We start from the raw sequence: 12,955 nt of genomic DNA, 5'->3' as shown, positions 1-12,955 counted from the left end.
GGCCCGGGGCGCAGGGCGGTTGGGGTTAAAGTACCGGGTGATGACACAATAAAATGAGCAATGGGCTGTAGTAATTAAGTGCAAAGGATCAGCGTGTCAAAGAAGAAGTCGGACACCGACGTTAACCGGGTACCGGAGGCCTACCGTCCCAGCGAGGCTGAGGAATCTGCAGGGCCAGAAGGCCGCGCGCGCAAGACTCACAATGAACAGGGCGGCAGCAAGCGAAACTTGCACTATCCCGAAGCGCCGGAAGCCCTTCCAATCGCGGTGGTCGACAACCATACCCATTTGGACTTTCTTGACGGCACGGTCAACGTTTCTGCGCGCGATGCCTTGGCAGCTGCTGAAGCAGTCGGAGTAAAAGGTCTGATCCAGGTGGGCTGTGATGTGCCATCCTCCGAATATGCCGTGCAGGTTGCCAATGAATACGCCAGCATCCTGGCCGCTGTGGCTATCCACCCGAATGACGCCGCGCGGCTAGCCGAGGCCGGGGAACTCGGAAGCGCCCTTGAGCGCATTGAAGAGCTGGCTTCAGACCCTCGCGTGCGAGCGCTGGGGGAGACCGGGCTTGATTACTTCCGCACGGGTGAAGACGGACGGGATGCCCAGGAGCATTCATTCCGCGAACATCTGCGCATTGCTGTTGAGCTCGGCAAGGCTGTCCAGATCCATGATCGTGACGCGCATGATGACGTTGTGCGTATTCTCAAGAGCTCCCAGCTGCCGCCGAAAGTCGTGTTCCATTGCTTCTCCGGGGATGAGCGATTGGCAAAGATCTGCAATGACAATGGCTGGTACATGTCATTCTCAGGAACGGTCACGTTCAAGAATTCCCATGATTTGCGAGCTGCCTTGAATCTGGCCGATCCGCAATTGCTGCTGGTGGAGACCGATGCTCCGTTTTTGACTCCTCATCCATTCCGCGGACGCCCCAATGCCAGTTACATGATTCCCTATACGACTAGGTTCATGGCGGAAACCAAGGGTGTTGAGCTCGCTGAATTCTGCGCCCGAATCGATGCGAATACCCGAGAAGTGTACGGAGAATTCTAGACTCGCTGGCTGTGCCTCTCGTTACAGGACACTTGCCATGAATATAACAATTCGGTTACGGTGGATGAGATGTTTGAGGTCCTTCCTGCCCTTTGCGGGGCAGCGACAGGCCTCGGCAGCCTGATCCTCGCACCTCGCTGCGTCCGGGAAAGACGGCATAAGTCAGATTGATAAGCAGGCAGCGGGTGCTGCTGGGCTCAACGCGAATTCCTGGAATAGAATTCAGGGTTTGAGCCAATAAACGATGAGGATCTCACTACTGTGACTCACTTGCTCAAGAAAAGCTGGGTTAAATACCTGGCTCAGGCGCTCGCCGTGGCCGTGGTTATCGCCGGCGCCGTGTTCTATGTTGCTGGCCAGAAGTCGGTAGTGATCTCCGTCGATGGAGAAGCCCAGGAAGTCACCACCCGCGCTGCCACCGTCAGCGCGCTGCTGGATCAGCAGGAAATCTCGCTGGACGAGCGCGATGAGATCTCCGCTTCTTTGGATTCGAACCTTTCGGATGACCAGAAGATCGATATCAAGCGCAACAAGTCTGTTGAGGTGACGGTTGACGGCGCCGAGCGCGTGGTCCACACCACCGGCATGACCGTGGCAGATGTTGTCAAGCAGCTCGACCTTGAAAAAGGCTCCGAGGTGTCCCTCGATGAGGATATGCAATTGAGCGCTTTGAGCGACGAGCTTGAAGTAATCACGCCCAAGGACCTCACCTTGATTGTGGACGACAAGAAAAAGACCGTCGCCACCACCGCATCGACCGTCAAGGAACTGCTCGCCGAGCAGGACGTCAAAGTTGATGACAATGATGAAATCAACGTCAAGGTTGACGACGAGACCGACAAGAACGTCAAGGACAGCACCGGTATCAAGGCCGGCGTAGAAGTTGAAGTTATCGAGGTCATCGTCAAGACCTGGGACGAAACCCGCGACATCGACTTCGATGTCGAGAAGGTCAACGACAAGTCCCTGGACAAGGGCGAAACTAAGGTCAAGACCGAGGGCAAGAAGGGCGAACGCGAACTCACCCTGCGCCAGGAAACCCGCAACGGCGAGAAGGGCGAGGAAGAAGTCCTCAAGTCCAAGGTCACCAAGCAGCCAGTCGCCGAAGTTATCCGCGTGGGCACCAAGGAAGAGAAGAAGGAAGAATCCTCTTCGAAGCCTTCGACCAGCACCGGCAACATCTCCGCAACCTGGAAGGCACTGGCAAAGTGCGAATCCGGTGGCAACTGGTCGATCAACTCCGGTAACGGCTACTACGGCGGACTGCAGTTCTCTGCCTCCTCCTGGCGAGCAGTCGGCGGCACCAAGTACGCGCCATTGCCGCACCAGGCCAGCCCGCAAGAACAGATCGCCGCAGCCGAGGTGCTGCGAGCCTCCGGCGGCTGGGGCCACTGGCCGGCCTGCTCGTCCAAGCTGGGCCTGCGCTAAAAGCCGAAGATCTACAACAACGCGACGCGTCCACCATCACGGTGGACGCGTCGCGTTGTTATGTTTGGATCAATCTGGCTGAACTAGAATTGGATTTGTGATGTCTAAGGAATCTTTGCCGCTGCTTGGGGCCACCGAAATCCGTCGTCTGGCCGAAGAGCTGGGAATCCGCCCTACCAAGACGTTGGGGCAGAACTTTGTGATTGATGGGAACACCATCCGCCGCATTGTCGCCGCCGCCAATGTCGACCCCGCCGAGACCGTGCTGGAGGTTGGTCCGGGGCTCGGTTCGCTGACCCTTGGCATCATGGATGCAGCGGCCAGAGTTGTTGCCGTGGAAATCGATCCGCCGCTGGCCCAGCGCCTGCCGCAGACCATGGCCGAGTTCCGGCCCGGGCGCGAAGAAGACCTCACCGTCATCCTCAGCGACGCCATGAAGGTCACCGAATTACCAGGCAATCCGACATCGCTGGTGGCAAACCTTCCTTACAACGTTGCGGTGCCAGTCGTCTTGCACCTGTTGGAGCACTTCCCGTCCATCCGCAACGGCCTGGTGATGGTCCAAGACGAAGTCGCCGACCGCATGAGCGCCACCCCGGGCAACAAGATCTACGGCATCCCGTCGGTCAAGGGCGCCTGGTATGGCACCATGCGCAAAGCCGGGGTCATCGGCATGAACGTCTTCTGGCCAGCGCCGAAGATCCATTCCGGTCTGGTGTCCTTCACCCGCGACAAGGACCGCAGCGACGCTCCGGATCGCAAGGAAGTTTTCGCCATCGTTGACGCCGCTTTTGCCCAGCGCCGCAAAACCCTGCGCGCAGCGCTCTCAGGTTGGGCTGGCTCCGGCGTCCGCGCCGAAAAGATCCTGGTGGCTGCAGGCATCGACCCGAAGGAACGCGGCGAGAAGCTGGATATCGAGCAGTACATCGACATCGCCCGCGCAGCGCAGGGCGTGCCGGCTGAACCGTCGGCCAGCGAGGCCTAGGCATGGCAAAGCAGAGAGTCATCGCCACCGCTCCAGGCAAGATCAACTGCTACTTCAAGGTGGGCCCGCCCCGCGAGGACGGCTACCACGAAGTGGCAAGCCTGTATGTCGCGGTATCTCTGAGCGAACAGATCGAAGCCACCCTGCGCACCGATGGCGAGCTGCAGCTGAGCCTGGAACCTGATTCACCGGTGGTCCATGACCCGGAGAATTTCCCATTGGGCGAAGGCAACCTTGTCTTCCAGGCGGCCCAACTGCTGCGCGAGCACACCGGAACCGCACTGGGTGCGGACCTGCACATCACCAAGCGTGTCCCCATCGCTGGCGGCATGGGAGGCGGGTCAGCGGATGCTGCGGCCACCTTGGTGGCCTGCAATGAATTGTGGGAAACCCATTTGGACCGCGAGGAACTTGGCCGGCTGGGCGCGCGGCTTGGTGCGGACGTGCCTTTTGCACTCATGGGCGGGGCCGCGATCGGCCTTGGCGTGGGGGACCAGTTGGCTCCCTTGCTCACCCGGGCCAAGACGCACTGGGTGCTGATTCCTGCCAGCTACGGGCTGTCCACACCGCGGGTGTATGGAATGCTTGATCGCCTGCGATCCGGTGCGGACGTCGAAGTCCCGAAGGAAATCGATCCGGCGGTCATTGAGGCCCTGATGGCTTCGGACGCTCCAGCCTTGGCCCAGGTGCTGGCCAATGACCTGACGCAAGCGTCGCTGGCTCTGGCTCCGGAACTGGGCACCATGCGGGACCTTGCTGAAGGAGCCGGCGCCCTGCGTGCCATGGTTTCCGGCTCGGGGCCAACCCTGGCCCTGCTGGTCAACGATCATGAGCACGCCGAAGAAGTGATGGCGCAGCTTGGTGACGAAGTTGGCGTGGCGACCATTCCGGTGAATGCTCCGGCCGCCGGTGCGCACATCACGCTGAGCGAGTAGGCCTAAGTACAGCCACTGGGTTCCGCGGCTCCCACAGCTAACCGCAAAGCTGACTTTCTTGATTGCTCTTGTCGTGCAATGGAACTGGCCATAGGCTGATTTCCAAGCGCAAGGTGAAAGTGATTCATTTAGGAAGCACGGGTGGTCCAAGCATGCTCAACGGCCAGGTATCGCATTGGTGGCAAGAAATTGGCATCCCGGAACCACGCCCGAAACTTCGCGGCCACAGCACCGTGGATGTCGCCATTATCGGGGCCGGATTTACCGGGTTATGGACCGCCTACTACCTGGCGAAAGCCAATCCGGGAATGTCCATCGCGGTTCTGGAAGCCCGGCACGTTGGCTATGGCGCTTCAGGGCGCAACGGCGGTTGGCTGACCAACACCATCACCGCTGGCCGGGCTCGCTACCTCAAGACGCACTCGGTGCAAGCGATCAATGACTTCCAACTGGCCATGAACCAAACCGTTGATGAAGTCATCAACGTCTGCGTTGCCGAAAACATCAACGCCGATATTCTGCGCGGTGGAGAATTCGAAGTCGCCTGCACTCCGGCCCAGGAGCAGCGCCTGCGCGCGCATGCCGCGGCGAATAGCGCCTGGGAACACACCGGCACCAAGCTCCTGGACGCGGAAGAAGCCCGAAGCAAGATCAATGTCGCTGGAACGAGGGCCGCGCTATGGCACCCTCATGCGGCCAGGATCCATCCGGCGAAGCTCGTGCGCGGGCTGACGGAAGCCGTGGAACGGCTCGGGGTGGAAATCTTTGAAGATACCACTGTGAAAACCATCCGCCCGAGGCAACTGGAGCTTGATGGCGGAACGGTCAACGCGCAATACATTGTGCGGGCCACCGAAGGATTCACGGCCCAGTTGCCCGGCCATAAGCGGTTGTGGCTGCCGATGAACTCGTCCATGATTGCCACCGAGCCGTTGCCAGACAGGCTTTGGGACGAGCTCAATTGGAGCCAGGGCGAAGTGCTGGGGGATTACGCCCATGTCTACATGTACGCCCAGCGAACCGCTGATAACCGCATCGCCATTGGCGGCCGAGGGGTTCCTTACAAATACGGTTCGCGCACTGATGCCGATGGCCAGACACCGCAGAGCACCATCACCGGCCTTCAAGAAGTCCTGCATCGGATGTTTCCGCAGGCAAGGCACGCAAAAATTGATCATGCGTGGTCCGGGGTGCTCGGCGTACCGCGCGACTGGGCGGCCACCGTTGGCTTGGATCCGCTAACAGGCATTGGGTGGGCCGGAGGCTATGTCGGCACTGGCGTGGCGACCACAAATCTCTCGGGGCGCACATTGCGGGATCTGATCCTGGGCCAGGAAACTGAACTGGTCCGCTTGCCGTGGGTCAATCACGAAGTGCGCAAATGGGAGCCGGAACCACTGCGCTGGCTGGCGACCAAGGGGCTATATGCCGCCTACGGCCAGGCCGACCGAAACGAATTCAAGGGGCGGGAAAGCTCATCGCCGCTGGCCCTCATTGCCGATAAAATCACCGGAAAACCCTAGGGCATGGGGCTAGCTGGTTGTGCCAGGCTGCAGCCCCTCGATACTGTATTCGCGCTTGATGTCCATGGTTCCTTGGCCCCATGGGCTTGAACGCACGCGTTGCTGATGAGCTTCGAAGGCTTCAGCGGTGGCGAATTGCTCGGCGACATCCCATACCCAAGGATCGCCGGTGGGTGTCACCTGGAATGACAGGCATCCGGCTTCCGCCCGGGTCAGCTGCACGTGGGCAGGCAACAGCTCAGCGACGGCATCTGCTTCTGATTGGCTGGCGCAGACAAGGCGCCCGGTCAGGCTCACAATTCCCATGAATCGAGTGTGCCATGCTGTTGCTGGATCAGTGGCACCGAGGGCCAAATGCGACGTTGGCCCGGAACCTGCCAGGATTCCGGGCCAACTCATAATTCCGCAGGGGCTAGCTGGGGCTACTCAAGCATTTCGGTCAGTTCCAGCCAACGCTCTTCCAGCTGGTCAATCTGGCTCTGGTATTCATCGATTTCAGCGGTGAATTTGCCCAGGCCCTCGTAATCGCTCTGGTCGTGGCCTGCCATTTTGGCGTGGACCTTGGCGATCTTTTCGTTCAGCTGGCCGACCTTGCGCTCATTGGCGTTCAGCTCCTTTTGCGCCGCGCGCAGTTCGGCCCCCGATGGGCCTGCAGGCTTGGCTGCCGAGGAGGAGCCCTGCGACTGCGAGGGGTTGGAACCACCGGTTGAACCTTCAGCGGCGCGCAACTTGAGGTATTCATCCACGCCGCCGGGCACATGGCGGAAATGCCCGCCAAGGATGGCGTATTGCTGGTCGGTGACACGTTCCAGCAGGTAGCGGTCGTGGGAGACCACGATCAACGTGCCTGGCCAGGAATCCAAGAGGTCTTCCAGAGCTGCCAGCATGTCGGTATCGACGTCATTGGTCGGCTCATCGAGGATCATCACATTCGGCTCGTCCATCAGGATCATCAGCAGCTGCAAGCGGCGGCGCTGGCCGCCGGAGAGCTCCGCGACCTTGGTGGACAGGTGCGCCGAGGAGAAACCGAGCCGCTCCAGCAGCTGGGCCGGGGTCAGGTCCTTGCCGTCGACGTTGAAGGTGGTGCGGTAGCGGCCCAGGATTTCGCGGACCTTGTCCTGGCCAATGGTCTCCAGCTCGCGGAACTGCTGGTCGAGCACCGCCAGCTTCACGGTCTGGCCGCGCTTGATCTTGCCGCCGGTTGGCTCCACGGTGCCGGCGATCAAGCCCAGCAGCGTGGACTTGCCTGCGCCGTTGGCTCCGAGCAGCCCGGTGCGCTCGCCAGGCCCGATGCGCCAGGTGAACGGCTTGAGCACCTGCTTGGTTCCGAAGGACACCTCGGTATCCAGCAGGTCGATGACGTCCTTGCCCAAACGGCTGGTGGCCATCTTCTGCAGTTCCAGCGGGTTGCGTGCCGGTGGCACATCGGCGATCAGCTGGTTGGCTGCCTCGATGCGGAACTTCGGCTTGGACGTACGGGCCGGGGCACCGCGGCGCAACCAGGCCAGTTCCTTCTTCATCATGTTCTGGCGCTTGTTCTCGGTGACCGCGGCAATGCGGTCGCGTTCCACGCGCTGCAATACGTAGGCGGCATAGCCGCCTTCAAAAGGTTCAACCAGCCGGTCGTGCACTTCCCACGTAGTGGTGCAGACCGCGTCGAGGAACCAGCGGTCGTGGGTGACAACCATCAGGCCGCCAGCATTCTTGGACCAGCGGTTGTTGATGTGGCCAGCCAGCCAGGAGATGCCTTCGACATCCAAGTGGTTGGTTGGCTCATCGAGGATGACAACATCCCAGTCCTGCACCAGCAAGGCCGCCAGGGCCACACGGCGGCGCTGGCCGCCGGAGAGGGTGCCGATGGTGGCTTCCCAATCAAGGTCCGCAACCAGGCCCGAAATAATGTCGCGGATGCGTGCTTCGCCGGCCCACTCGTGGTCGTCCATCTCGCCAACCACGCTGTAGTGCACGGTCGCATCCGGATCCAGGGTGTCGGACTGGTCCAGCACACCCACGCGCAGTCCGTTGCGCAGGGTGACCCGTCCGGAATTGGGCTCGATCTTGCCCGAGAGCATGCCGAGCAGCGAGGATTTGCCTTCGCCGTTGCGTCCCACCAGGCCGATGCGGTCGCCATCGGAAATGCCGATGGTGACCGAGTCGAAGACGGTATGGGTGGGATATTCCAGATGTAGGGCTTCGCCCCCGAGTAAATGAGCCACGATTTCCATTTTACGTTCCGAGTGCAAATCGGCGTGGACCGGTGGCCGGCAACCGCCATGGCGCACCCCTATTTAGCCATGGCGTTTTGCGATTTCGCTCAATGGGGGCGAACATGGCAGAATAATTAGCGTGCTTGTCGGGCATGACCTGCATAAGCCATTTTCCGCCCTGGTGTAATGGCAACACTCCAGCCTTTGGAGCTGTGTATTCTAGGTTCGAATCCTAGGGGCGGAACTACAGATAAAGCGTCGCGCATGTGGCGCTTTTATTCTTTAACCAGTTCAGCCCCGCTCGCTGCGCACGTTAGACTTGTCTAAGGGTTTTCTTCTCTGCCCAAAACCTTGAATCTAATCTGCAGGAGAGCGCACTTGAGCGATCAGGCCAATGCACCAGTTGCTGTCATCGTCCTTGCTGCCGGGGCTGGTACCCGGATGAAGTCGGCCAAGCCGAAGATCATGCACGAAATCGCAGGTCGCTCCATGATTGCCCATGCGCTTCATGCTGCCTCGGCACTGCAGCCAAAAAACCTTGTGGCCGTCGTCCGCCACCAGCGCGATCTGGTTGCCGAGCACATTCTCAGCCAGTTCCCGTCCATCACCATCGCCGACCAGGATGAGATTCCGGGCACCGGCCGCGCTGTCCAGCAGGGCCTGGACGCCATCGATCCAGCCCTTGAAGGCACCACCGTTGTGACCTATGGCGATGTGCCATTGCTCACCAGCGAAGTGCTGCTGGATCTGGTGGCCACTCACGAGGCCAACCGCAACTCGGTGACCGTGCTGGCCACCTCGCTTGAAGACCCCAACGGGTACGGGCGCATCTTGCGCGATGAGAACGGCGATGTCGCCGGCATCCGCGAGCAGAAGGACGCCTCGGCTGAAGAGCTTCTGATCAAGGAAATCAACTCCGGCATCTACGCCTTCGACACCAAGATGCTGCGTTCGGCGCTGACCGAGGTCACCACCGAGAACGCGCAGGGCGAAATGTACCTGACCGACGTGCTGGCCATCGCCCGCGCTCGCGGTGGCCGGGTGGCTTCTTCGCAGATCGCGGACCGCTGGCAGATCGAAGGCGCGAATGACCGCGTCCAGATTTCCAACTTGGCCCGCATCTACAACCAGCGCAAAGCCGAATTCTGGATGCGCGAGGGTGTGACCATCATCGATCCGGCCACCACCTGGATTGATGCCGAGGTGATCATCGGCCGCGACGCCACGCTGAAGCCGGGAACCCAGCTGCACGGCAGGACCTTCATTGGTGATAACGCCACCGTGGGCCCGGACACCACCTTGACCAATGTTGTCGTCGGCCAGCGGGCCACCGTCAAGCGCACTGATGCAACCGATTCGCGGATTTCCGAAGGCGCCTCGGTTGGCCCCTTCGCCTACCTGCGCCCGGGCACCGAACTCGGGACCGATGGCAAGATCGGCGCCTTCTACGAAACCAAGAACGTCACGATTGGCCGTGGCTCCAAGCTCTCGCACCTCGGCTACGCCGGGGACGCTGAAATCGGTGAATTCACCAACATCGGGTGCGGCAATATCACCGCGAACTACGATGGTGAAAAGAAGCACCGGACCAAGATCGGTTCGCATGTGCGCACCAGCTCCAACACAGTATTTGTCGCCCCGGTTGAAATCGGGGATGGCGCGTACACTGGGGCAGGCGCCATCGTCCGCAAGAACGTCCCGGCCGGTGCTTTGGCACTGTCTGTGGCTCCGCAGCGCAATACCGAAGGCTGGACGCTTGAAAAGCGTCCGGGGAGCCCTTCGGCTGACGCCGCATTCAAGTCCTCCCTGAATTCCTCGGGCACCGAGTAATCCGGCCACGGACTTAATTTCCTCGACAACAACCTCATACGTGATAGCGAAGCGAGCGAGAAAGCATACCCAATGAGTGAAATCAGCCATAACGTCGACAAAAAGCTGGTGCTGGCCAGCGGTCGCGCACACCCGGAACTAGCCGCCGAGGTCTCCAAGGAACTGGGCACCGAACTGCTGCCGCTGAACGCCTACGACTTCGCCAATGGCGAGATCTACGTTCGCTCGGATGAGTCGGTTCGCGGCAAGGATGTCTTCCTGCTGCAGTCCTACCCGGCACCGCTGAACAACTGGCTGATGGAACAGCTGATCATGATCGACTCGATGAAGCGTGCCTCGGCCCGCCGCATCACCGTGGTGGCACCGTTCTACCCCTACGCACGCCAGGACAAGAAGGGCCGTGGCCGCGAGCCGATCTCGGCCCGCCTGGTTGCCGACCTGTTCAAGACCGCCGGCGCGGATCGCGTGATCTCCTGCGACCTGCACACCGCGCAGATCCAGGGCTTCTTCGACGGCCCGGTCGACCACCTCTTCGGCTTCCCGCTGCTGGCTGACTACATCAAGTCCAAGGTTGACGTCAACGAAGTCACCGTGGTTTCCCCGGACACCGGACGCGTTCGCGTGGCCGAGCAGTGGGCAGACCGCTTGGGCGGCGCACCGCTGGCCTTCGTGCACAAGTCCCGCGACTTGACCGTGCCCAACCAGGCCGAGTCCAAGACCGTGGTTGGCCAGGTCGAGGGCCGCACCGCGATCCTGATTGACGACATGATCGACACCGGCGGAACCATCGCAGGCGCAGTGCGCGTGCTGAAGGAAGCTGGCGCCAAGGATGTCATCATTGCCGCTACCCACGCGGTCTTCTCGGACCCGGCTGCCCAGCGCCTGGCTGAGTGCGGTGCCCGCGAGGTTGTTGTCACCAACACCCTGCCGATCCCTGAAGAGAAGCGTTTTGAGAACCTGACGGTGCTTTCTATTGCACCGACGATCGCTCGCGCGATCTCGGAAGTATTCCACGACGGTTCGGTCACGAACCTGTTTGACGGCCGCGCCTAGCAGCCCTCGTTTCGCAACGCCTCTGGCCGGTACCTTCGGGTGCCGGCCAGAGGCGGTTAAGCCATCAATTGCCGCGTCCTTTTAGGGGGACCTTGAGCAGGACGGAAATGCACCACCAGAGTGAACCGACGATAAGCGGGAAGATTTGTCTTCGGTATCGGTTCTCGGACAGTGGCGCAGTACATCATATATTGACCAGTGGGAATCCGGGACTTACAGCCTGCGCCGGCTTCGGGAAATGAGCAGTATACGTAAATAGTCCGTGGCCTAGTTGTTGGACATGTACTGGATTACTACAAATTGGAACTGTCTCCGGGTAACAACTGGCACCAACCGGACATGTATAGGTATGAGCACTTCAGAAATACAGCAGAACCGGGAGGCACGGTTCTCCAGATTGTACGAACTGGCCTACACCGATGTCTTGCGGTTCATCCAGCGCCGGGCGGGTCCAGAGCACGCTGAGGACATTGTCCACGAGGCTTTCCTCGCCGCCTGGCGGCGTTTGGATGAGCTTCCCGCAAAGCACGACGACGCCAGAGCTTGGCTGTTCGCGACCGCGCGAAACTGTCTGCTTAACGACCGACGCGGCCAAGCACGCCAAGGAGCGCTGGCGGTTCGGATCGCAACCCGGACCCCTACCATCACTGACGCCGAGGCCGAGTTGACCCACCAACGCATTGACCTAGCCGCGGCTTGGCAGCGATTGCGCCCCGAAGACCAAGAAGTCCTGGCCCTGGCGATTTGGGAAGACCTTCCCTCGTCACAGGCGGGCAAGATCCTTGGAATATCATCGGCGGCTTACCGCATCCGGCTTCATCGTGCGCGCAAATCGTTGCGACACGAACTCGATGCCTCCCCCTTCCCGGCGCCCCTCGCCGGATCCATCATGACGGAGTGACTGACATGGACAAGAACAAGTACTCGGAACTAGACGCATTTCGACCCCTCGACTATGCTCCCCAAGGCGATCTTGACGAGGACGGACAGATCAGGGCAAATGCGAGGTTGCAACAAATTCTCTCCAGCGATCCGGACAACGGAAATACCGCGAACGGTGCTATCGGAAAACGACATTCCAGACCTGCACGTCGGATAGCGGCCCCAATTGCATTGGCCGCGGTGGCTGCCGTCACTGCAACGGTGGTGCTCCTGCCAGTGGCGGGAGGCAACGATGTGGCGTATGCGTCATGGAATGCTGTGCCAGATTCCATCAGTAGCCCAGATAGGGCCGTGGCCGATGCGGCCTGCCGTGGCCGCTTGGACCTATCTTCCCCTCAGCTTGATCTTGCCGAACGACGGGGTGATTGGGTGGTCTTGCTGTACACCGCTTCCGAACACATGGCTGGTATGTGCATAGCGCACCTGCCTGCCGGGGCCGCGAAAGCAAACGACATTGATTTCAGCCAGGCTGGCGGCGATCAGGGGTTCCTCCCGGTTGCCGGGGAATTCACCGAAGGAAACATCGCCGAATTTCGCGGCGGCAATATATTAGGGTTCGGTGATCGTCCCGAAATTGCACTCACCCACGGGAACGTCGGAGAGGACGTGGCCGGCGTAACGATCACGACCCCCGACGGTCAATTGGTCGAAGCTACCGTGCAGGATGGCAGATATGCCGCTTGGTGGCCGGGAAAAGCCCTCGGCGGCGAACTGGAGGGAAATGGGGGACCTGCTTCCGATATTTCCTACACGATCACTCTGAAGGACCAAACAGTCATCGAAGACGCGACCCCGAGGATGCCGTCTTAGAGTCTCCGCTGAGGGTGTGGGCGCGACGAGCAACCCGGCACTATTCTGGGAGCCTCGTCGCACCCGTGACTCTTAACGGCGCTTCGCGTGGTGCATCCGAAAAGTGCGTCCCATTGCCGCTGCAACAGGCACACCGTTCCGTAGGGGGGTCTGTCCGGATTGGCGTTTCGGACCGTTCCGCAAGAGGGT

11 protein-coding genes and 1 tRNA gene are annotated in these 12,955 nt (G+C 60.6%); 10 read left to right on the top strand and 2 right to left on the bottom strand.

Going from position 1 to position 12,955, the window contains the following annotated elements:
* The first annotated feature begins 93 nt into the window (after positions 1-93).
* From AC6CHO_RS11945 to AC6CHO_RS11925, 5 genes are all read left to right on the top strand, one after another.
* Positions 94-1,053: a TatD family hydrolase gene (locus tag AC6CHO_RS11945; RefSeq protein WP_444660640.1), complete on the top strand. Its 960-nt coding sequence runs from the start codon at positions 94-96 to the stop codon at positions 1,051-1,053.
* 261 nt (positions 1,054-1,314) lie between these two features.
* Entirely contained in the window at positions 1,315-2,481 is a 1,167-nt protein-coding gene (locus AC6CHO_RS11940) for a resuscitation-promoting factor (RefSeq protein WP_498215177.1), read from the top strand.
* Between the two features lie 100 nt (positions 2,482-2,581).
* A complete protein-coding gene (gene rsmA / locus AC6CHO_RS11935; protein WP_498215175.1) occupies positions 2,582-3,466 on the top strand; it encodes a 16S rRNA (adenine(1518)-N(6)/adenine(1519)-N(6))-dimethyltransferase RsmA in 885 nt (294 codons plus the stop codon).
* A 2-nt stretch (positions 3,467-3,468) separates the two neighbouring features.
* Positions 3,469-4,401, top strand: coding sequence for a 4-(cytidine 5'-diphospho)-2-C-methyl-D-erythritol kinase (locus tag AC6CHO_RS11930; protein ID WP_444660638.1), 933 nt, complete (start codon positions 3,469-3,471; stop codon positions 4,399-4,401).
* A gap of 152 nt (positions 4,402-4,553) precedes the next feature.
* Positions 4,554-5,924 carry an NAD(P)/FAD-dependent oxidoreductase gene (locus tag AC6CHO_RS11925; protein WP_498215481.1) on the top strand — a complete coding sequence of 457 codons (1,371 nt, stop codon included), beginning with the start codon at positions 4,554-4,556 and terminating at the stop codon, positions 5,922-5,924.
* A 9-nt stretch (positions 5,925-5,933) separates the two neighbouring features.
* On the opposite strand, the gene AC6CHO_RS11920 is transcribed toward AC6CHO_RS11925, so the two are convergent.
* Positions 5,934-6,230, bottom strand: a complete 297-nt coding sequence (locus AC6CHO_RS11920) for a putative quinol monooxygenase (RefSeq protein ID WP_498215173.1) — start codon at positions 6,228-6,230, stop codon at positions 5,934-5,936.
* A 116-nt stretch (positions 6,231-6,346) separates the two neighbouring features.
* A complete protein-coding gene (locus AC6CHO_RS11915; protein ID WP_498215172.1) occupies positions 6,347-8,140 on the bottom strand; it encodes an ABC-F family ATP-binding cassette domain-containing protein in 1,794 nt (597 codons plus the stop codon).
* 163 nt (positions 8,141-8,303) lie between these two features.
* Between AC6CHO_RS11915 and AC6CHO_RS11910 the strand changes: the two genes are divergently transcribed.
* The 5 genes from AC6CHO_RS11910 to AC6CHO_RS11890 all read left to right on the top strand — a co-directional run bounded on the left by AC6CHO_RS11910 (position 8,304) and on the right by AC6CHO_RS11890 (position 12,766).
* Positions 8,304-8,375, top strand: a tRNA-Gln gene (locus tag AC6CHO_RS11910).
* 134 nt (positions 8,376-8,509) lie between these two features.
* Positions 8,510-9,961 carry a bifunctional UDP-N-acetylglucosamine diphosphorylase/glucosamine-1-phosphate N-acetyltransferase GlmU gene (gene glmU, locus AC6CHO_RS11905; RefSeq protein ID WP_498215170.1) on the top strand — a complete coding sequence of 484 codons (1,452 nt, stop codon included), beginning with the start codon at positions 8,510-8,512 and terminating at the stop codon, positions 9,959-9,961.
* A 72-nt stretch (positions 9,962-10,033) separates the two neighbouring features.
* Positions 10,034-11,014 (top strand): ribose-phosphate diphosphokinase, encoded by a 981-nt coding sequence (locus AC6CHO_RS11900; RefSeq protein WP_060700887.1) that lies wholly within the window; start codon positions 10,034-10,036, stop codon positions 11,012-11,014.
* A gap of 349 nt (positions 11,015-11,363) precedes the next feature.
* The gene (locus tag AC6CHO_RS11895; RefSeq protein WP_498215168.1) at positions 11,364-11,915 is read left to right on the top strand and encodes an RNA polymerase sigma factor; all 552 of its coding nucleotides are present in this window, start codon (positions 11,364-11,366) and stop codon (positions 11,913-11,915) included.
* 5 nt (positions 11,916-11,920) lie between these two features.
* A complete protein-coding gene (locus AC6CHO_RS11890) occupies positions 11,921-12,766 on the top strand; it encodes a hypothetical protein (RefSeq protein ID WP_498215167.1) in 846 nt (281 codons plus the stop codon).
* Positions 12,767-12,955 lie beyond the last annotated feature (189 nt).

The sequence above is a fragment of the Glutamicibacter sp. GQ173 genome (assembly GCF_059759215.1).
This window is presented reverse-complemented; position numbering and strand designations above follow the sequence as displayed.

Excerpts from the sequence above, each read along its gene's own strand:
- rsmA (WP_498215175.1), top strand. The coding sequence starts at position 2,582 with ATGTCTAAGGAATCTTTGCCGCTGCTTGGGGCCACCGAAATCCGTCGT.
- AC6CHO_RS11930 (WP_444660638.1), top strand. The coding sequence starts at position 3,469 with ATGGCAAAGCAGAGAGTCATCGCCACCGCTCCAGGCAAGATCAACTGC.
- AC6CHO_RS11925 (WP_498215481.1), top strand. The coding sequence starts at position 4,554 with ATGCTCAACGGCCAGGTATCGCATTGGTGGCAAGAAATTGGCATCCCG.
- AC6CHO_RS11920 (WP_498215173.1), bottom strand. The coding sequence starts at position 6,230 with ATGGGAATTGTGAGCCTGACCGGGCGCCTTGTCTGCGCCAGCCAATCA.
- AC6CHO_RS11900 (WP_060700887.1), top strand. The coding sequence starts at position 10,034 with ATGAGTGAAATCAGCCATAACGTCGACAAAAAGCTGGTGCTGGCCAGC.
- AC6CHO_RS11895 (WP_498215168.1), top strand. The coding sequence starts at position 11,364 with ATGAGCACTTCAGAAATACAGCAGAACCGGGAGGCACGGTTCTCCAGA.
- AC6CHO_RS11890 (WP_498215167.1), top strand. The coding sequence starts at position 11,921 with ATGGACAAGAACAAGTACTCGGAACTAGACGCATTTCGACCCCTCGAC.